The 19,958-nt window shown below is 62.8% G+C and carries 18 protein-coding genes; 13 read left to right on the forward strand and 5 right to left on the reverse strand.

Going from position 1 to position 19,958, the window contains the following annotated elements; all coding sequences use genetic code 11:
- Positions 1–79 precede the first annotated feature (79 nt).
- The 3 genes from IB249_RS12415 (at position 80) to IB249_RS12425 (ending at position 4,369) form a co-directional block, all read left to right on the forward strand.
- Positions 80–2,812 carry a LuxR C-terminal-related transcriptional regulator gene (locus tag IB249_RS12415; RefSeq protein ID WP_192305051.1) on the forward strand — a complete coding sequence of 911 codons (2,733 nt, stop codon included), beginning with the start codon at positions 80–82 and terminating at the stop codon, positions 2,810–2,812.
- Positions 2,813–2,900: 88 nt separating this feature from the next.
- Complete coding sequence (locus tag IB249_RS12420; protein WP_192305053.1) at positions 2,901–3,542, forward strand: MBL fold metallo-hydrolase; 642 nt, start codon at positions 2,901–2,903, stop codon at positions 3,540–3,542.
- 95 nt (positions 3,543–3,637) lie between these two features.
- The gene (locus tag IB249_RS12425; RefSeq protein WP_192305055.1) at positions 3,638–4,369 is read left to right on the forward strand and encodes an OmpA family protein; all 732 of its coding nucleotides are present in this window, start codon (positions 3,638–3,640) and stop codon (positions 4,367–4,369) included.
- A gap of 108 nt (positions 4,370–4,477) precedes the next feature.
- On the opposite strand, the gene ehuA is transcribed toward IB249_RS12425, so the two are convergent.
- The 4 genes from ehuA to ehuB all read right to left on the reverse strand — a co-directional run bounded on the left by ehuA (position 4,478) and on the right by ehuB (position 7,585).
- A complete protein-coding gene (gene ehuA, locus IB249_RS12430; protein WP_192306377.1) occupies positions 4,478–5,272 on the reverse strand; it encodes an ectoine/hydroxyectoine ABC transporter ATP-binding protein EhuA in 795 nt (264 codons plus the stop codon).
- Between the two features lie 80 nt (positions 5,273–5,352).
- The gene (ehuD, locus tag IB249_RS12435; RefSeq protein ID WP_192305057.1) at positions 5,353–6,009 is read right to left on the reverse strand and encodes an ectoine/hydroxyectoine ABC transporter permease subunit EhuD; all 657 of its coding nucleotides are present in this window, start codon (positions 6,007–6,009) and stop codon (positions 5,353–5,355) included.
- Positions 6,006–6,665, reverse strand: a complete 660-nt coding sequence (gene ehuC / locus IB249_RS12440) for an ectoine/hydroxyectoine ABC transporter permease subunit EhuC (protein ID WP_192305059.1) — start codon at positions 6,663–6,665, stop codon at positions 6,006–6,008. Before ehuC ends, ehuD begins: the two co-directional genes overlap by 4 nt.
- A gap of 62 nt (positions 6,666–6,727) precedes the next feature.
- Positions 6,728–7,585 carry an ectoine/hydroxyectoine ABC transporter substrate-binding protein EhuB gene (gene ehuB, locus IB249_RS12445; RefSeq protein ID WP_192305061.1) on the reverse strand — a complete coding sequence of 286 codons (858 nt, stop codon included), beginning with the start codon at positions 7,583–7,585 and terminating at the stop codon, positions 6,728–6,730.
- A gap of 276 nt (positions 7,586–7,861) precedes the next feature.
- Between ehuB and IB249_RS12450 the strand changes: the two genes are divergently transcribed.
- The 8 genes from IB249_RS12450 to IB249_RS12485 all read left to right on the forward strand — a co-directional run bounded on the left by IB249_RS12450 (position 7,862) and on the right by IB249_RS12485 (position 17,162).
- Entirely contained in the window at positions 7,862–9,256 is a 1,395-nt protein-coding gene (locus tag IB249_RS12450; RefSeq protein ID WP_192305063.1) for a PLP-dependent aminotransferase family protein, read from the forward strand.
- 105 nt (positions 9,257–9,361) lie between these two features.
- Positions 9,362–10,333, forward strand: coding sequence for a hydroxyectoine utilization dehydratase EutB (eutB, locus tag IB249_RS12455; RefSeq protein WP_192305065.1), 972 nt, complete (start codon positions 9,362–9,364; stop codon positions 10,331–10,333).
- 36 nt (positions 10,334–10,369) lie between these two features.
- Positions 10,370–11,362, forward strand: coding sequence for an ectoine utilization protein EutC (eutC, locus tag IB249_RS12460; RefSeq protein WP_192305067.1), 993 nt, complete (start codon positions 10,370–10,372; stop codon positions 11,360–11,362).
- Positions 11,363–11,418: 56 nt separating this feature from the next.
- Positions 11,419–12,609 (forward strand): ectoine hydrolase DoeA, encoded by a 1,191-nt coding sequence (doeA, locus tag IB249_RS12465; RefSeq protein ID WP_192305068.1) that lies wholly within the window; start codon positions 11,419–11,421, stop codon positions 12,607–12,609.
- Between the two features lie 3 nt (positions 12,610–12,612).
- A complete protein-coding gene (gene doeB / locus IB249_RS12470) occupies positions 12,613–13,614 on the forward strand; it encodes a N(2)-acetyl-L-2,4-diaminobutanoate deacetylase DoeB (RefSeq protein WP_192305069.1) in 1,002 nt (333 codons plus the stop codon).
- A gap of 67 nt (positions 13,615–13,681) precedes the next feature.
- Positions 13,682–14,161: an Lrp/AsnC family transcriptional regulator gene (locus tag IB249_RS12475; RefSeq protein WP_192305070.1), complete on the forward strand. Its 480-nt coding sequence runs from the start codon at positions 13,682–13,684 to the stop codon at positions 14,159–14,161.
- Between the two features lie 131 nt (positions 14,162–14,292).
- The gene (locus tag IB249_RS12480; RefSeq protein ID WP_192305071.1) at positions 14,293–15,765 is read left to right on the forward strand and encodes an NAD-dependent succinate-semialdehyde dehydrogenase; all 1,473 of its coding nucleotides are present in this window, start codon (positions 14,293–14,295) and stop codon (positions 15,763–15,765) included.
- Positions 15,766–15,776: 11 nt separating this feature from the next.
- Positions 15,777–17,162, forward strand: a complete 1,386-nt coding sequence (locus IB249_RS12485; RefSeq protein ID WP_192305072.1) for an aspartate aminotransferase family protein — start codon at positions 15,777–15,779, stop codon at positions 17,160–17,162.
- 181 nt (positions 17,163–17,343) lie between these two features.
- On the opposite strand, the gene IB249_RS12490 is transcribed toward IB249_RS12485, so the two are convergent.
- Positions 17,344–17,778, reverse strand: a complete 435-nt coding sequence (locus tag IB249_RS12490) for a YhcB family protein (protein WP_192305073.1) — start codon at positions 17,776–17,778, stop codon at positions 17,344–17,346.
- Between the two features lie 144 nt (positions 17,779–17,922).
- Between IB249_RS12490 and IB249_RS12495 the strand changes: the two genes are divergently transcribed.
- Complete coding sequence (locus IB249_RS12495; RefSeq protein ID WP_192305074.1) at positions 17,923–18,552, forward strand: alpha/beta hydrolase; 630 nt, start codon at positions 17,923–17,925, stop codon at positions 18,550–18,552.
- A 24-nt stretch (positions 18,553–18,576) separates the two neighbouring features.
- Positions 18,577–19,932, forward strand: coding sequence for a tryptophan--tRNA ligase (locus IB249_RS12500; protein WP_192305075.1), 1,356 nt, complete (start codon positions 18,577–18,579; stop codon positions 19,930–19,932).
- Positions 19,933–19,958 lie beyond the last annotated feature (26 nt).

Raw genomic sequence — 19,958 nt, forward strand, 5'->3', positions numbered from 1 at the left:
ACCTTCATTACCTCCGCATTTACCGCTAGTCTGCAAAAATCTGCAACGCCGCCACCCGCAATTCAAACAAGAGCCGGCCATGACTGATCTGTCCCCCATCCCGGGCCCTGCCAGCGTTTCCGTCGCGACATTGGACGGGCGTTTTTTTCGCCCGCCGTTGCCCGACGGTTACGTTCTGCGGCCGCGTTTATGCGAGCGTTTAAGCGCCGGGCTCGGTGGCAGGCTGTTGCTGGTCAGTGCACCGGCGGGGTTTGGCAAGAGTTCGCTGGCCGTGGAGTTCTGCCAGGGCTTGCCCGATCACTGGCAAAGCCTGTGGCTGGGCCTGAGCCCGCGGGACAACGACCCGGGCCGGTTTCTCGAGCGGTTGCTCGAAGGCCTTCAGGACTTTTTTCCACAACTGGGCCGTCAGTCGCTCGGCCTGTTGAAAATGCGCCAACGGCATCAGCCGTTCGCATTCGAGGAATGGCTCGATGGCCTGCTCGACGAGCTGGCCGTGCATCTGTTGCCGACGGCACCGCTGCTGCTGGTCCTCGACGACTACCATCTGGCCCAGGGCCCGGTGCTCGATCGCTGCCTGCAATTCTTCCTCAATCATCTTCCCGACGGCCTGCTGGTGATGGTCACCAGTCGTCAGCGCCCGGACTGGCACCTGGCGCGCCTGCGGTTGTCCCGCCAGTTGCTTGAGTTGCATGAACAGGATCTGCGCCTGACCCACGAAGAGGCCTCGACCCTGCTCGACCGGCACAGCACCTCCCTGCGCGGCGAAGCGCTGGAGAACCTGATCCAGCGCAGTGAAGGCTGGGTGGCCGGCCTGCGCTTCTGGTTGCTGGCGGCGTCCGAGGCCGGATCCGAAGGCCCGCTACCCCAGTCATTGAACGGCGGGGAAGGGCTGATTCGCGATTACCTGCTGGAAGAGGTCATCGATTGCCTGCCCGCCGACGTGCAGGCATTCCTGTATGACACGGCGCCCCAGGAGCGTTTTTGCAGCGAGCTGTGCGACGCCATCCGCGAAGCCCATGACAGCGCCGAGATCCTGCGGTTTCTGCTCGCGCATCAAGTGTTCCTGGTGCCGTTGGACGAGCACGGTCACTGGTACCGTTATCACCATCTGTTTTCCGATCTGCTGCGCACCCGGCCGACCCGCCAGGCAATGGTACCGGCCGCCAGCCTGCACCTGCGCGCCTGTCGCTGGTTCAACGCCCAGGGGCTGCTCGACGAGGCGGTGGAACAGGCGTTGCGCGCCGGGCATCTGGATGTCGCCGCCAACCTGGTGCAGAACCTTTCCGAAGAACAATTGCTGGCCGAACAGAACGTCGGCATGTTGCTGCGCTGGAAAATGGACTTGCCCGACAGCCTGCTGATCAGCACGCCACGTTTGATCGTGCTCTACAGCTGGGCGCTGGGGCTGGCCTGTCAGTTGGATGCGGCCGAGGAGCTGGCCAGTCACCTGAGCCGCTTCCTCCCGGCGCCATCGGCCACTGCGCAGAAATCCATGCTGGCGCAGTGGCTGGCCTTGAGCGGCATCATTGCCCGGGGGCGCGGCAATCGGAGCTTGACCCTGCTCTATTGCACCGAAGCCCTGGAGAGCCTCCCGGCCAAGCGTTATGGCCAGCGCCTGATGTGCCTCTCGACCCTGTCCAATCTGGCGATTGCCGACAGCGACCTGTGGCGTGCCCGTGGCCTGAACCGCGAGTCGCTGGAGCTGGCGCAACGCGTCGGCAACCCGCTGTTCGAAGCCCTGGCCCATTACGACCGCGCCCGTGTATTGCAGGCGCGTGGGGAAATCCTGCGTTCGCTGGATGAAGTCCGCCAGGGGCTGCAACGCCTGCAGGGCCTGTCGCCGCAGCGGCTCTACGCGGTGCGCGCGCGATTGACGCTGTACGAGGGGTTTCTGCTGGCGCTGCGCCTGCAACCGCAGGCTGCGCGCCAGCGCTTGCAGGCAGGCTTGAGCGAAGCCCGCGCCTGTCGCGACATCAGCGTACTGATCGGCCATTGCGTGATCGCCAGGCTCGAAGGCAGCAGCGGCGAATTCGCCAGGGCGTTCGCCGAACTCGCCGAAGCCGAACGGTTGATGCACATCTGGGACGTGCCGCCGATCTATTACCTGGCGATGATCACCCTGGTCAAATGCGAGCTCTGGCTGGCCCAGGGGCGTACCGACCTGGCGGAAGCCTGGCTGGCGCGCCTGGGGCAGACCTACAACGGCGAGCAACCGGCCGCGCCGCCGGAGTTTCATCCGCAACTGCCGTTGCATATCGAGTTGCAGCAGGCCCTGCTCGATGCCATCCAGGGCCAGCCAATGCTTGCCGAGGGACGTTTGAAGGCCTTGCTCGAGCGCGGCCAGCAAACCGGCCATCAACTGCTCAGTACCATGGCCCTGACGCAACAGGTCGAATTGCTGCTGGATAACGGCCGTGAACCGCAGGCGCGACAGGTTTTCGCCCAGGCGCTGGAGACGGCGAACGGCGGAGCCCTGCAGCCTTTCGACAACTTGTTGAAAAAGCACCCTGACTGGCTGCGCGAACAACTGCAGCACGGTGCGGCCGCGCCGGTTTCGCAGAGCCTATCGGACCGGCTCCCCGTCGTCGCTGCCCGGGTTCCCCTCGAGCCCGCCTGCGAACAGCTCAGTTCCCGTGAACTGGCGGTGCTGAAACTCATCGCTCAAGGTTGCTCGAACCAGGAAATCAGCGACCAGTTGTTCATTTCCCTGCACACGGTGAAGACCCACGCCAGCCACATCAACAGCAAACTCGGGGTCGAGCGGCGCACCCAGGCGGTGGCGCGGGCGAAGGCGCTGGGTGTGTTGGGCTGATATCGCCAGTCGGTTCACCTTGTGTTCAAGGATGGGCAGCCAATGTGTGCGAAAATCCCTCATCCCCCGTTTATCGAGCAGGCTCCCGATGTCGCAAAAATCGCCCCTCATCCGCGAAACCTTCCCCGTCGGCCCGTTGCAGTGCAACTGCACGATCATCGGTGATCCGGTCACGAAAAAGGCGGTGGTGGTCGACCCGGGTGGCAATCACGAATTGATTCTCGCCCGGCTCGACGCGCTGGGCCTGAAGGTGGTCAGCATCATTCACACCCACGCGCACCTCGATCATTTCCTGGCCTCCGGGCAGTTGAAGGAAAAGACCGGCGCGACCCTGCACTTGCACAAGGAAGACCAGTTCCTCTGGGACAACCTGGAAATGCAATGCCAGATGTTCGGGGTGCCTTATACCCCGGTGCCTTCCCCTGATCGCTGGCTGGCCGATGACGAGGAACTGGCCTGCGGCTGCGGCGTAGCGCTGCACACCCCGGGCCACACGCCGGGTTCCATGAGTTTCTGGTTTTCAGAGGCCAAGCTGCTGATTGCCGGAGACACACTGTTCCGTCGCGGAGTCGGGCGCACGGATTTGTGGGGGGGTGATCAGGCGACCATCGTGCGTTCGATCAAGCAGCGTTTGTATACCCTGGACGAGGACGCGACGGTGGTGACGGGCCACGGACCGGACACGCGCCTGGGCGATGAAATGCGCGACAACCCTTTTGTGCGCGCTTGAAGGTCGGCTACGGAATTTTCGGCGTCTGGCGTGATCCAAAGCGCGCAAAGGCCGATGTCCGTTGCACCACAGAATGCCAAGAGTAGGAGCTTTTCATGTTCACCAAACAGCGTTTGATTATCGTCGCTACTGCTGTGGCCTTGCTGTCTGGCTGCGCCTCGCCCAACCCTTACGACAACCAGGGTCAGGCTGACGGCGGCTCCGCAGGCATGAGCAAAACCGCGAAGTACGGCGGCCTGGGCGCATTGGCCGGCGCACTTGCAGGTGCTGCCATCGACCACAACAACCGTGGCAAGGGGGCGCTGATCGGTGCCGCCGTGGTGGGCGCTTCCGCTGCCGGCTATGGTTACTACGCCGACCAGCAGGAGAAAAAACTGCGCGCCAGCATGGCCAATACCGGTGTCGAGGTGCAGCGTCAGGGTGACCAGATCAAGCTGATCATGCCGGGCAACATCACGTTCGCCACCGATTCGGCGAACATCGCTTCCAGCTTCTACCAGCCGCTGAACAACCTGGCCGGTTCGCTGAAGGAATTCAACCAGAACCAGATCGAAATCGTTGGCTACACCGACAGCACCGGCAGCCGTCAGCACAACATGGACCTGTCCCAGCGCCGGGCCCAGAGCGTTGCGACCTACCTGACCTCGCAGGGTGTGAGCGGTGCCAACCTGAGCGCCCGTGGCGCCGGCCCGGATAATCCGGTGGCGAGCAACGCCGACGTCAACGGCCGCGCACAGAACCGCCGTGTCGAGGTCAACCTCAAGGCGATTCCGGGTCAGCAGTACGGTGGCCAGCAGCAACCGGGGACGGTGCAGCAGTATCCGTAACATCCTGGATTGATAAAAATGCCCGGTCTGATGATCGGGCATTTTTTTTGTTTGGCTTTTGCGGGCCCATCGCGGGCCTGCCCGCGATGGGGCCGGATCAGACGCTCATCAGTTAGCCTCTTTCACCGCACTGAGAAATGCACAGGTCCGCTCCTGCTGCGGGTGCTCGAAGATCTGCGCGGGTGTGCCCTGTTCGTGGATCTGCCCCTTGTAGAAGAAACACACGCGATCGGCGAACTCGCGGGCGAAGCCCATCTGGTGTGTGACCATCAGCATCGTCAGATTGTGTTCGGCGCCGAGCTTGCGAATCACATTGAGTACTTCGCCGCACAGCTCCGGATCGAGCGCCGAGGTCACTTCATCGAACAGCATGACTTTGGGCCGCATCGCCAAGGCCCGGGCAATCGCGACCCGTTGTTGCTGCCCGCCTGACAGCTGCGACGGGTAATGCCCCAGCTTGCTGCCCAACCCCACCAGCTCCAGCAAGTCGGCCGCGCGCTCGCGGGCTTCGGCGGTTTTCATGCCCAGCACCTGCACGGGCGCCTCGATGACGTTTTGCAACGCGGTCATGTGCGGGAACAGGTTGAAGCTCTGGAACACCATGCCGATCTTGCCGCGCACGCGGCGGATGTGTCGGTCGTTGGCAGGCACCAGCACGCCGTTGCGATTGGGCATGTGCGTCAGCAGATCGTCTTCGATGCGGATGACCCCGTCGTCGATGCCTTCAAGTGTCATCAGCACCCGCAACAGCGTGGATTTTCCCGAGCCGCTGGGGCCGATGATCGCGACTTTCTCCCCGGGCGTGACATCCAGGTTCAGGCGGTCGAGCACGGTGAAGTTACCGTAACTCTTGGTCACGTCCTGGAAGCTGACGATCGGCTTGACCGCGTTCGGTTGATGCATGGCCGTGGCCTCCTGCGGATGCAGCGATGTCAGGTTGCCGCGCCGGGAAAGGTCGTGGGTCGTCGAGAGTGGAGAAGTCATTAGCGTAGCTCCAGGCGCAATTCGAGGCGCCGTACCAGATAAGCCAGGGCGATGCTCAGGGCGAGGAAAAACAGGCCGACCAGGGTGATCGGTTCCAGGTAGCGGAAATTCTCGGAGCCGATGTTCTTGGCCTGTTGCATGATTTCCACCACGGTGATCGCCGACAGCACCGGCGTGTCCTTGAGCATCGCCACCAGGTAATTGCCCAGCGGCGGCAGGATCGGCCGCAGGGCCTGGGGCAGGATGATGTTGCGGTAGGCGCTGTAGGGGGCGATGTTCAGCGCGGTGACGGCTTCCCATTGCGCCCGGGGCACGGCGTCAAGGCCGCCGCGATACACCTCGGCGATGTAGCAGGCGTAGTGCACGCCAATCCCGATGATCCCCACTTGCATGGCGGTCATGCTCAGCCCGTAGTTGGGTAGCACGTAGTAGAGGAAATACACCTGGATCAGCAGCGGCGTGCTGCGGATGAATTCGATCGTCCCGGCAATTGGCCAGGACAGCCAGTACAGGCGGCTGCGACGGCCGATGGCCAGAAACAGCCCCAGCACGATGGCAATCAGGAAGCCGATCAGGGTGATGCCCACTGTGTTGAGCGAGGCGCGCAGCAGGTCGGGGAGGATCTGCCAGGCATACGTCCAGTCGAACAGGGTCATGACAGACCTCCACGCATCCGGCCGCGTGCCAGGCGACGTTCAAGGCCGCGCATGCCGAGGTTGATGGCCTGGGCCAGAATGAAATACATCAGCAGCGCCAGGCTGAAGATCTCCAGGGTCTGGAAAGTGGCCTGGTCCAGTTGCCGAGCGCGGAAGCTCAGGTCGGACAAGGTGATCAGCGAGACCAGCGAGGTGTTTTTCAACAACTCGATCAGCAGGTTGGTGCCCGGTGGAATCGCGGCCAGCAGCGCCTGCGGCAGGATGATCCGGCGAAAGCGCTTGTAGCCGCTGAAGTTCAGCGCGGTCGCCGCTTCATATTGACCCTTGGCCACCGAGCTGATAGCTCCGCGCATGACCTCGGCACCATAAGCGCCGATGTGCAGGCCGAGGCCGACAATGGCCACGGCATAGGGGCTCAATTCCACATTGAACGGCGGCAGCGGCAGCACGAAAAACAGCCAGAACAGTTGCACCAGCAGCGAGGTGCCGCGAAACACCTCGATGTACGCGACCGAGAACCCGCTCAGCAACCGCCACGGGGACATGCGCCCGAGTGCGGCGAGAATGGCCGCGACGATCGCCAGGATCGAGCCGAAGAAGGTCACCTGGATCGTGACCCAGGCGCCCTGTATCAACAGCGGAAGTAATTCAGCCATGGTTCAACATCCCGATTAAGCAGGGAAATAGGCATCGCGCCGTAGCGCCATGCCTGTTTCGACTATTGAGCGCAGAGCTCGGCAGCCGTTTTGCTCGTCACGTTGGATTTGTCGAAGCCGAAAGGCGCGACCGCCTTGAGGTGCTCCTCGGAGCCCAGCCACTTTTTCAGTTCGGCGTTGACCGCATCGCGCAGGTCCTTGTCTTCCGGGCGGAAGGCGAGGGCACCGTAACCGGTGTGCGATGGGTCGTCCTTGAACTCGGTGACTGCCTCGACCTTGTCGCCACCCTTGGCAGCCAGCCCCTTCATGGTCAATTGCGTGCCCACGGCGGCATCGGCGCGGCCGGCACGCACGGCTTGCAGTTGGGCGGTGGTGTCCGGAACCTGGAGGATCTGTGCGTCTTTTACGCCCGAGTCCCGTGCATATTTGAGGTTGACCGTACCGGCCATGATCGCCAGTTTCACATCGGGATTTTTCGCGACGTCTTCATAGCTGTGCAGGTTCTTCGGATTGCCCTTGGCGGTGAGCAACGCATCCGGCAATTGATATTGCGGGTCGGTGAAGATCACTTGCTTGCAGCGTTCCGGGGTGATGTACATCCCGGCGGCAATCACGTCAAAGCGCCCGGCGCGCAATCCCGGGATCAACGACCCCCATTCGGTCAGTACGCCGTTGACGTCCTTGATGCCCATTTTGGCGAAGATGGCCTTGGCGATTTCCGGCGACTCGCCCGTCACCCGACCGTCGGTCTCTGTGTAGGCGAACGGCGTTTCGTTGGCGTAGCCGATGCGGATGCTGCTGTTTTTCGTGATGGTTTCCAGGGTCGTCGCGGCGTGGGCGCTGGCGGCCAGGCCGAAGATCGCGCAAGCCACGAACAGGCGACGCAAAGGATGGGTAGCGCAGGGAAGGGAATTGCTCATCGATAAAATCTCCTGTTTCTTGTGGACCCGTCGTCGACGGCTCTGTGTTAGGAGGCAGTGTGGCAAGAGCAAAGCGTACGGGGACGGGTTCCATGGTTGGACACCGTACCGGCACAGATCGACTGATTTTATTGTGAGGGCCTGACAAGACCCGGCATCGACCTTGAACCGAGCATACAAAAGCCTCGCCCAACATTGCATTGCACTAGGACAATTGCTTTGCGGCGATTCTCGCGGGATGCTGTCGGCACAGCTAAACACGCGGGTTCCAAGCCGATGGACAAGTGGAAGGCAGCATTGGATATCGCCCGCAGCGGCGAATCCAAATACAAGATCCTGGTGCAGGCGATCGCCGATGACATCGAAAAGGGTGTGCTGGCCAACGATCAGCGCCTGCCGCCCCAGCGCAATGTTGCCGATGCCATGGGCATCAGCGTGCAAACGGTGACCAATGCCTACAAGGAGCTGGAGCGCCAGGGCCTGGTGCGCTGCGAAGTCGGGCGCGGCAGTTTTGTCTCGCGGCGCATGAGCGATCGGGTCGCCACCTACATTCTCGACAGTCCCGAGCGGGCGCTGGTGGACTTTTCCATCGCGCGCATCCTCCGCACCCGCGCGCATGACCAGTTCTGGCGCGATACCTGCCGCGAACTCAGCACAGAGGAGGACCAGCCGTGGATCCATGCCTTCCGACCGATTGCCGGCTTCGAATCGCACCGCGAGGCGGCGATGCACTGGATCGGCCGCCAGGGGCTGCGAGTCGAGCGCGATGACATCCTGATCACCAACGGCGCCGCCCACGGTATTTTTCTCGCCCTGGCTTCATTGGCCGGGCCCGACGATGTGGTGCTCAGCGAAGGCCTGACCGATCACGGTGTGATCGGCAACTCACAGGTGCTGGGATTCACCCTCAAGGGGCTGGACATGGACCGCCATGGCATCGATCCGGAACATTTCGAGGACATGTGCAGCAACGAGCGCATCACCGCCCTGGTGTGCACGCCGAACCTCAATAACCCCACCACCAGCCTGATGCCGGACAGCCGACGGCGGGAAATCGCCGAGATCGCCCGGCGCTTTGGCGTACACATCATCGAAGATGATGTGTATGGACCGTTGCTGGATGAGCAACGAGCGCCCCCGATCAGCCATTACCTGCCCGAGCTGTCGTTCTATTGCACGAGCATGACCAAGTCGGTGCTCACCGGTCTGCGTACCGGTTACCTGGTGGTGCCCAAGCGCCTTGCGTTGCGCACCGAAAGCATCCTGCGCGTCAACAGCTGGATGGGCACGCCGATGGTGTCCGAGATTGCCGCACGCTGGATTCGCGACGGTCGCGCCGACACGCTACTGCGTTTGCAGCGCAAACTGCTCTCTGTCCGTCAGGCCATGGTCAGCGAGTATCTGGGGGAGTACATCCTCGGCCAGCATTCCCATGCGCTGAACACCTGGGTGGGCATCCCGCCACACTGGGAGGTCGACGGTCTGGTGCGGGTGTTGCGTCGCCGGCACATTGCTGTCACGTCGCCGGACCCGTTCACCGTCCGTGGCACGCCCCGCGCCCGGGCGGTGAGAGTCTGTGTCGCTGCCGAATGCAGCAATGAAGAGATGCGTGAGGCGCTGATGAGCATGCGCGAGATCTTCGGCCAGTACCCGCAGATCCACGATTTTTGAGGGGGAAAAGACGGAGGAAAATTTTTCGCCCGAATTGCCCTAGTACATTCAGTGTGACAATCCTGCCCTCTTAGACTGCGCCCAATACCTCATCGGGATGCGGTCATGTCAGCGCTACAGCTCAACGATGTTTATCTCGCCCGCCAGCGCATTGAATCCCTGGTGCGGCGCACGCCGATGGAACATTCGCCGAGCCTGTCGCGCCTGCTCGGTGTGCCGGTCTACCTCAAGCTCGAATCCCAGCAGATCACCGGTAGCTTCAAGCTGCGCGGGGCGAGCAATGCCGTGGCGCAACTCGCTCCCGAGCAACAGGCCCGTGGGGTCGTTGCGGCGTCCACCGGCAACCACGGCCGGGCGCTAGCCTATGCCGCCTCCCGGTTGGGCGTGACGGCGACGATCTGCCTGTCGCAGTTGGTGCCGGAAAACAAGGTGCAGGCCATCCGCGATCTCGGCGCCGAGGTGTGCATCGTCGGCCGCTCCCAGGATGACGCCCAGCGCGCAGCCGAGCGCATTGCTGCCGAGCAGGGCGCAACCCTGCTGCCGCCCTTCGATCATCCGGCGATCATTGCCGGGCAGGCCACGCTGGGGCTGGAAATCCTCGAACAGCAACCGGATGTCGCCCAAGTGCTGGTGCCGTTGTCCGGTGGCGGTCTGTTCGCAGGCGTGGCGCTGGCACTCAAAAGCGCGAACCCGCTGATCGTGACCCACGGTATCAGCATGCAGCGCGGCGCGGCGATGCACGCCAGTCTTCAGGCCGGGCATCCGGTCGAAGTCGAAGAGCTGCCGACCTTGGCCGATTCCCTCGGCGGTGGCATCGGCCTGGACAATCAATACACCTTCAGCATGACCCGCGACACCTGCGATCTCCTGCACCTGCTCAGCGAAACCTCGATTGCCAATGCCATCCGCCATGCCTATCGCGAAGAGCGCCTGGTACTCGAAGGCGCGGCTGTGGTGGGGATCGCGGCACTGCTCGAGGGCCTGATCGAACCCAAGGGCCCGGTCGTGGTGGTGGTCAGCGGACGTAACGTCGATACCGATCAACATCTGCGCGTGCTTGCCGGCGCCGATGCCTGAAACCCAGCCCTAACGAACCCATGGAGCGCCGCATCGATGAGTGAAGTCACCCTGTTGAGCGAAGCCGATCTGCGTGCCTGCGTGGCGCTGGATCTGCTCAGCATCGAAGCCGTCCAGCAAGCCTTCGTGCTGCTGGCCACCGCCGCCGTGGCGATGCCGCCGATCCTGCGCCTGGACATCCCCGAGCACAACGGCGAAGTGGACGTGAAGACCGCGTACCTGCCGGGTCTGGAGCGCTTTGCGATCAAAGTCAGCCCGGGTTTTTTCGACAACCCGAAACTGGGCCTGCCCAGCCTCAACGGCATGATGATGCTGTTGTCGGCGCGCACCGGTCTGCTCGATGCCTTGCTGCTGGACAACGGTTACCTGACGGCCGTGCGCACCGCTGCGGCTGGGGCGGTGGCGGCGCGGGCCCTGTCACGCACCGACAGCCGCAGCGTTGCGCTGATCGGTGCCGGCGAGCAGGCCGCGTTGCAGTTGCAGGCGCTGCGGCTGGTGCGACCGATCGACAGCGTGCGCGTATGGGCGCGGGATTCGGCCCGGGCGCAGGCCTTCGGTGCCCAGCTGGCGCGTGACAGCGACCTGGTCGTCAAGGCCTGCGCCAGCATCGATGAAGCCATGGACGGGGTCGATATCGCCATTACCTGCACGCCCAGCCGCGAGCCATTGATCGACGTGCGCCATCTGCATCCCGGCCTGCACATCACCGCCATAGGCTCGGACGCCGAGCACAAGAACGAGATTTCCCCGCAGGCACTGGCGCAGGTCGACCGCTATGTCGCGGATCGCCTGAGCCAGACCCGCATCCTCGGCGAACTGCATCACGCGCTGGCGGCCGGTGTCGTCGGCGACGAGTCAGGTTTCGCCGAATTGGGTCAGGTACTGGCCGGCCAACGGCCCGGTCGTACGCACGCCAATCAAGTCACCTTGTGCGACCTCACCGGCACCGGCGCCCAGGACACGGCGATGGCCAATCTGGCATTCGAGCGTGCGCGCTCGGCCGGCAAGGGTCTGCAGTTCGGCAGTTGACCGGTTTTTCCATCCGCGCGTCATTTATTCCGCTTCGTCTACAAGAGGGCAGGTGCATGTCTCAGATAGTCGTCAATCTTCCGTTCACCCGGGAGGAATACGCCCAGCGTCTGGCCAAGGTGCGAGTGGCCATGCAGGCCCAGGGCATCGAGTTGTTGCTGGTTACCGATCCGTCGAACATGGCCTGGCTGACCGGCTACGACGGTTGGTCGTTTTATGTTCACCAATGCGTGCTGCTGGCTCTGGATGGCGAACCGGTCTGGTTCGGTCGCGGCCAGGACGCCAATGGCGCCAAGCGCACGGTGTTCATGCAGCAGCAAAACATCGTCGGTTACCCGGACATCTACGTGCAGTCCCGTGAGCGGCATCCCATGGATTATCTGTCGCGGGAGGTGATCAGCGCTCGGGGTTGGGACGGGCTGACCATCGGCCTGGAGATGGACAACTACTACTTCAGCGCCGCCGCCTACCTGTCGCTGCAGAAAAACCTGCCCAACGCCCGGTTGATCGATGCGGTGGGGCTGGTGAACTGGCAGCGGGCAATCAAGTCGCCACAGGAAATCGCCTACATGCGCATCGCCGCGCGCATCGTCGAAAACATGCACGGGCGCATTCTCGAGCGCATCGAGCCGGGCATGCGCAAGAACGAACTGGTGGCCGAGATCTACAGCAGCGGCATCCTCGGGGCCGATGGCCATGGCGGCGATTACCCGGCCATCGTGCCGCTGCTGCCCACTGGAGCCGACGCCAGTGCCCCGCACCTGACCTGGGACGACACGCCCTTCGAAAAGGGCGCCGGCACCTTCTTTGAAATCGCCGGTTGCTACAAACGTTATCACTGCCCGTTGTCGCGCACGGTGTACCTGGGCAAGCCGCCGCAACATTTTCTCGACGGCGAGAAAGCCGTAGTCGAAGGCATTGCCGCCGGCCTGGAAGCGGCCAAACCGGGCAACACCACCGGCGACATCGCCGTGGCATTTTTCAAGGTGCTGGAGAAGTTCGGTATTCACAAGGACAGCCGCTGCGGCTACCCGATCGGTATCAGCTATCCGCCGGACTGGGGCGAGCGCACCATGAGTCTGCGTCCCGGCGACACCAGCGTGTTGCAACCGGGCATGACCTTCCACTTCATGCCGGGCCTGTGGATGGATGACTGGGGGCTGGAAATCACGGAGAGCATTTTGATCACCGACACCGGCGTCGAGACGCTGTGCAACTTACCACGCCAACTGTTCGTGAAGGATTGAGCCATGAGCGACCTGCCTGCCAACCCGATCAGCGCCACGGTGGATTTCGACCGTGAAGGCGTGCAGCACGGCTTTCTCAAACTGCCGTATTCCCGGGACGATTCCGCCTGGGGGGCGGTGATGATTCCGGTCACGGTGATTTCCCGAGGCCATGGCCCGACCGCGCTGCTTACCGGCGGCAACCACGGTGACGAATATGAAGGCCCAGTGGCTCTGAGCAAGCTGGCCCAAGGCTTGACGGCTGCCGAAGTCAGCGGGCGGGTGATCATCATCCCGTTCATGAACACCCCGGCCTTCCATGCCGGGCGACGCACGTCGCCCATCGACCAGGGCAACCTCAACCGCAGCTTCCCCGGCAAACCCGATGGCACGGTGACCGAGAAAATCGCCGATTACTTCACCCGCACCTTGCTGCCCCTGGCCGACATCGTGCTGGACATCCACTCCGGCGGGCGCACTCTGGATTTTCTGCCGTTCGCCGCGTGCCATGTGTTGCCGGACAAACAGCAGCAGGCTCGCTGCGAGGCCGGCATGCGCGCGTTCAATGCGCCTTACAGCATGCGTATGCTGGAACTGGATGCCGGGGCGATGTACGACACCGCTGCCGAATCCCAGGGCAAGGTGTTCGTCACCACAGAGCTGGGGGGTGGCGGTTCGTCCACCGCGCGCAGCGTGGCGATTGCCGAGCGCGGTGTGCGCAACCTGTTGATCCATGCAGGGATCGTTGAGGGTGAGGTAGAGTTCGGGCCAACGATCATGCTCGACATGCCCGATGGCGATTGTTTCATCGCCAGTCAGCACGACGGTTTGCTGGAGATGTGCCGTGACCTGGGCGACACCGTGGAGCAGAGCGACGTGATCGCCCGGGTCTACGATGCCACCCGCAGCGGCGTGCCGCCCGTGGAGTATCGCGCCGCACGCAGCGGCCTGCTGGCGGCGCGGCATTTTCCCGGGCTGGTGCAGCGTGGCGATACCATCGCGGTGATTGCCGACGTGTTGAACTAGCACAGATCCACCTGTGGGAGCGGGCTTGCCCGCTCCCACAGGGTGCGCTATCCATTCAGGAGATCCCATGCACAAACTCGATCGCTATGACCTGAAAATCCTGCGAACCCTCGCTGAAGACGGGCGTATCACCAAGTCGAGTCTGGCCGAGGCGATCAACCTTTCGGTGACCCCGGCGTGGGAGCGTGTGCGCAAGCTCGAAGCCCTCGGCCTGATCAAGGGCTACCGGGCGCAGATCGACTGGAATTCGGTGTTCAAGAGTCAGCAGGTGCTGGTGGAAATCACTCTGGCTCGGCACACCGCGCAGGACATGCGCCGGTTCGAGCAGCGGATGAGTGAGGCGCCACAGGTTGCGTTCTGCTATGCCACCGGTGGCGGGGTCGATTACATGGCAATGATCCAGGCACCGGACATCGACCATTACCAGCGTTTTATCGACCAGTTGCTGCTCGAAGACCTGGGCATCGAGCGTTACTTCACCTACATCGTCACCAAGACGATCAAGACGGGCGGCGCGTTGCCGGCGGAGCTGTCACCAGATCCTTGAATCACCAGAAATCTCTTGTTTGGCACTGACCAATCAGAAAAAACCACCTGCCAGCACCCACCCAAACCGCAATTCTCCAGGCCCCCGCTGCCCTAGCATGGACTCCACGCACACGGTTTGGAGTGAACGTCATGACCTACAAACACCCGCTGCTGTTCAAGGCACTCTGCTACGTCGATGGCCATTGGGTGCACAGCGACAGTGGTCAGAGCATTGCGGTGCACAATCCGGCTGATCAGAAATTGATCGGTCACGTCCCCATGCTTGATCAGCCGCAGATCGTCGCCGCTGTCGACGCCGCACACCGGGCGTTTGTCGGGTGGCGCGAGCAGAGCCTGGATGCGCGCGGCGCGATTCTGCGGCGTTGGGCGACGTTGATCCTGGAGCATCAGGAGGACCTGGCGCGGATTCTCAGCCTGGAGCAGGGCAAATCCCTGGCCGAATCCAGAGGTGAAATTGCCTACGCAGCCAGCTTCATTCCGTGGTTCGCCGAAGAAGCCCGGCGTCTGTATGGCCAGAACATTCCGAGCCACATCCCGGGTGCCCACCTGGGCACGGTCAGGGAGCCGGTCGGCGTCTGCGCGTTGCTGACGCCCTGGAATTTCCCCTCGGCCATGATCACCCGCAAGGCCGCCGCAGCCCTGGCTGCCGGTTGCACGGTGGTGATCAAGCCGGCCCATGAAACCCCGTACTCGGCATTCGCCCTGGCGCAACTCGCCGAAGAGGCCGGTTTTCCGGCGGGCGTGTTCAACGTGGTGCTGGGTGAACCGCAGATGGCCATGCAAACCCTGGTGCAGGACAAGCGCGTGCGCTCCGTGAGTTTCACCGGCTCGACCCGGGTGGGTCAGCTGGTGCTGCAAGCCGCCGCTCAGGATGTGAAGAAAGTGGCGCTCGAACTGGGCGGCAATGCGCCCTTCATTGTCTGCGCCGACGCCGATCTGACGCTGGCGGTGAAAGTGGCCTTAGAGGCCAAATTCCAGACCTCCGGCCAGGATTGCTGTGCCGCGAACCGGATCATGGTCGAGCGCTCGGTCTACCCGGAATTTCTCCAGCGCTTTGCTGCAGCGGTGCGCGAGCTGCGTGTCGGCCCGGCGATGCTTGGTGATCGCGAGCAGCAGGTCGATATCGGCCCGCTGATGCACCAGGCGGCCTTCGACGTGACCGCCGAGCGCGTGGCCGATGCCCTGCAACAGGGCGCACAACGGCTGGTGGGTGGTGAGGCCCATGCCCTTGGCGGCCTGTTCTACCAGCCGACGGTGCTGGCCGATGTCACCCCGAACATGCGCATCTACCGCGAAGAGAATTTCGCGCCGATTGCCGGGGTGATGCCCTTCGACACTCTGGACCAGGCCGTCGAGATGGCCAACGACACCGAATATGGTCTGGCCGCCTACATTTGCTCCAATCGCCTGGACCTGATCTACCCGCTGATCCGTCGCCTCGACCACGCCATGGTCGCGGTCAACGGCGTCAAGTTCACCGGCCATCCGATTCCGTTCGGTGGCATGAAAGCCTCGGGGCTGGGCCGCGAGGGCGGCACCGAAGGCTTCGAAGCCTTTGTCGAAACCAAATACTTCTGCCTGCACCATCAAGGCCAGTTTTAAGGAGATCCACCATGAAGCAAGAACTCGACTCACTGTTCGAACAAGACCGTGCACACTTCATGCATCCTTCGACGCACGCCCATGACCACGCCAGCGGTGCACTCAAGGGGCGCATCATCAAGAGTGCGTCGGGCATTCGCATCCGCGACCACGAGGGCCGCGAACTGATCGATGCCTTCGCCGGCCTCTACTGCGTCAATATCGGCTACGGCCGCACCGAGGTGGCAGACGCCATCTACAAGCAGGCCAAGGAGCTGGCGTATTACCACACCTATGTCGGTCACTCGACCGAGGCCATCATCGAGCTGTCGAGCCGCATCATTGACTGGGCGCCCCAAGGGATGAAAAAGGTCTACTACGGCCTCTCCGGTTCCGACGCCAACGAAACTCAGATCAAGCTGGTGCGTTATTACAACAACGTGCTGGGGCGGCCGCAGAAGAAGAAAATCATCTCCCGCGACCGTGGTTATCACGGCTCGGGCATCATGACCGGCAGCCTGACGGGTCTGCCGAGTTTTCATCAGCACTTCGACTTGCCGGCCGAAGGGATCAAGCACACTGTCTGTCCGCATTGGTATCGCAAGGCTCCCGCCGGCATGGACGAAGCCGCCTTTGTGCGGTACTGCGCCGACGAGCTGGAAAAAATGATCCTGGCCGAAGGCCCGGACACCGTGGCTGCCTTTATCGGCGAGCCCCTGATGGGCACCGGCGGCATCATCGTTCCACCGGCCGGCTACTGGGCGGCGATTCAAGCGGTGCTGAACAAGTACGACGTCTTGCTGATCGCCGACGAAGTGGTCTGCGCTTTTGGTCGCCTGGGTTCGAAAATGGGCAGCCAGCGCTACGGCATGCGGCCTGACCTGATCACCACGGCCAAAGGGCTGACGAGCGCCTACGCACCATTGTCGGCGGTGATCGTCGGCGAAAAAGTGTGGGCCGTGATCGAAAAGGCCTCCGAATCCCAGGGCGCCATGGGCCATGGCTGGACCTACTCCGGGCATCCGATCTGCGCGGCGGCGGCCTTGGCCAACCTCGATATCCTGGAACGTGAGAACCTCACGGAAAATGCCGAGAAGGTTGGCGGTTACCTCAATCGCCGGTTGCGCGAAACCCTCGAAGGTCATCCGCTGGTAGGTGAAGTCCGGGGTGATGGCATGCTCGCGGCCGTCGAGTTCATGGCGGATCGGGAGCAGCGCACGCCGTTCGACGCGGTGTTGAAGGTCGGCCCGAAAGTCTCGGCGGCCTGCCTGGAGCGCGGCATGGTGGCTCGGGCGATGCCCCACGGCGACATCCTCGGCTTCGCACCGCCGTTGATTCTGACCGAGGCCGAGGCCGACCTGATCGTGGGCATCGCCAAGGAGGCGATCGATCAGGTAGCGGGAGAGGTGTTGGGCTGACGCTAATGCAGTGAGGCCCAAGGCCCCATCGCGAGCAGGCTCGCTCCCACAAAGACCTGCGCTCTCTCTGTGGGAGCGAGCCTGCTCGCGATAGGGCCAGTACAGACTGCAAGGATCAAAACTATAAAAAAGCCCCCGAACGATCACTCGTCCGGGGGCTTTTTACTGGCGTAAAGCCGGCCTACTTCTTCAAGCCGTAATGCTCATCGAGCATGCCTGGCGCGTTCGGCGCCTTGGGCGCGTAGTCGCGCGGCGGCTCCTGATTGCGCGGTGGCGTCAGGCGTTCACGTGGGGCCACCGTCGCATCGGAGTGCAGCGAGGCCAGCAGGCGTTGACGGGTCTGCTCGTCCAGGGCCAGGCGGTTGGCGCCCTCGGCGAGATGATCCTGCACTTCCTGGTAGCTCTGAGTCAGCTTCTTGACCAGCGATGCGGTGCTGTTGAAGTGGGTGACCACTTCGTTCTGATAACTGTCGAAACGTTCCTGAATGTCATCCAGCTGACGTTGCGTGCTGCTCGGCGCAGCATTCGGCACCAGGCGAGCAATCAGGAAACCAATGGCGACACCCACAACCAGGGCAAGAGTCGGCAACAACCAAACTAAGAGCGAGTGTTCCACGAGTCCTTCCTCTATAAACGGCTTTGCTTTACGTTAACGGCTCGAACCTGCGCTGTATACCGCGATTCGCTCGCAATACACCGGCACAGACAATTTGCTAGACGAGTCGACCCGATTCAAGGTCACGGAGTTCCTTTCTTGCTTATGCGCGAAACCCCTGTAGTGATTGATGGCCCGGTGGGTCAACTGGAAGCCCTGTACCTTGAGACAGAGGCGCCCCGCGGCCTGGCACTGATCTGCCATCCGAACCCGGTGCAGGGCGGCACCATGCTCAATAAAGTCGTGTCGACCCTGCAGCGCACCGCGCGCGATGCCGGCTTGATGACCTTGCGTTTCAATTACCGCGGTGTCGGTGCCAGCGAAGGCACGCATGACATGGGCACGGGCGAGGTCGACGACGCCCAGGCCGCAGCCGCCTGGCTTCGGGCGAAGCATCCGGACCTGCCGCTGACCCTGTTCGGCTTCTCCTTCGGTGGTTTTGTCGCCGCCAGCCTCGGTGGGCGCCTGGAAGCAGGCGGCGAGCAGCTCAAGCACCTGTTCATGGTCGCACCGGCGGTCATGCGCCTCGGCGATCAGGATCAGTTGCCGCAGCAGGGCGAACTGACCCTGATCCAGCCGGAAACCGACGAAGTCATCGATCCGCAGGTCGTCTACGACTGGTCCTCGACACTCCAGCGCCCCCATGAGCTGCTGAAAGTGGCAGAATGCGGACACTTTTTTCATGGCAAGCTGACCGATCTCAAGGATCTGATCCTGCCGCGTCTTTCGAAATGATTGCAGTCTGACAAGCGATTACCCATGACGACTCGTACCCGTATCCTCACCGGCATCACCACCACCGGCACGCCGCACCTGGGCAACTACGCCGGTGCCATCCGCCCGGCGATCGTCGCCAGCCGTGACAGCAATGCCGATTCGTTCTACTTCCTGGCCGACTACCACGCCTTGATCAAATGCGATGACCCGTTGCGCATCCAGCGCTCGCGCCTGGAGATCGCAGCGACCTGGCTGGCCGGTGGCCTCGATGTGGACCGCGTGACCTTCTATCGCCAGTCCGACATCCCGGAAATCCCCGAGCTGACCTGGCTGCTGACCTGCGTCGCCGCCAAGGGCCTGCTCAACCGTGCCCACGCCTACAAGGCCTCGGTGGACAAGAACGTCGAGACCGGCGAAGACCCGGATGCCGGGATCACCATGGGCTTATACAGCTACCCGGTGCTGATGGCCGCCGACATCCTGATGTTCAACGCGCACAAGGTGCCGGTAGGGCGCGACCAGATTCAGCACGTGGAAATGGCCCGTGACATTGGCCAGCGTTTCAACCATCTGTTTGGTCAGGGCAAGGAGTTCTTCACCCTGCCCGAAGCGCTGATCGAGGAAAGCGTGGCCACCTTGCCAGGCCTCGACGGGCGCAAGATGTCGAAAAGCTACGACAACACCATCCCGTTGTTCAGCAGCGCCAAGGACATGAAAGACGCGATTTCCCGTATCGTGACCGACTCCCGTGCCCCGGGCGAAGCGAAAGATCCGGACAACTCGCACCTGTTCACCCTGTACCAGGCGTTCGCCACGCCGGCGCAGGCCGACGCGTTCCGCAGCGAACTGTTGCAGGGACTGGGCTGGGGCGAGGCGAAGAATCGCCTGTTCCAGTTGCTCGACAACGAACTGGGCGAATCCCGTGAGCGTTATCACCAGTTGATCGAACGGCCGGCGGATCTGGAAGACATCCTGCAACATGGCGCGAAAAAGGCCCGTGCGGTGGCGACGCCCTTCCTCAACGAACTGCGTGAAGCAGTGGGTCTGCGTTCCTTCGTGGCCCAGACACAAGTCGCGGCGACCAGCAAAAAGAAAGCCGCGAAAGCCGCGCGTTTTGTCAGCTTCCGTGAAGACGACGGCAGTTTCCGCTTCCGTCTGCTGGCGGCCGATGGCGAGCAACTGCTGCTGTCGCGCCACTTCGCTGACGGCAAGACCGCAGGCCAGGTGACCAAGCAACTGCAAGCGGGCCAGCCACTGGACGTGCGCAGTGAAGCGCTGGGCTTCAGCGTCTGGCTGGAGGGCGAGTGCGTCGCCGACAGCCCGGCCTTCGCCGATGGCGCTGCCCGCGACCACGGGATCGAGGCCCTGCGGGTCGCCCTGACGCCGGTTCAGGAATAAACAACGGCTCGGCCCGACCAAGGGCT

The sequence above is a fragment of the Pseudomonas sp. PDM04 genome, from assembly GCF_014851765.1.
GTDB lineage: Bacteria > Pseudomonadota > Gammaproteobacteria > Pseudomonadales > Pseudomonadaceae > Aquipseudomonas.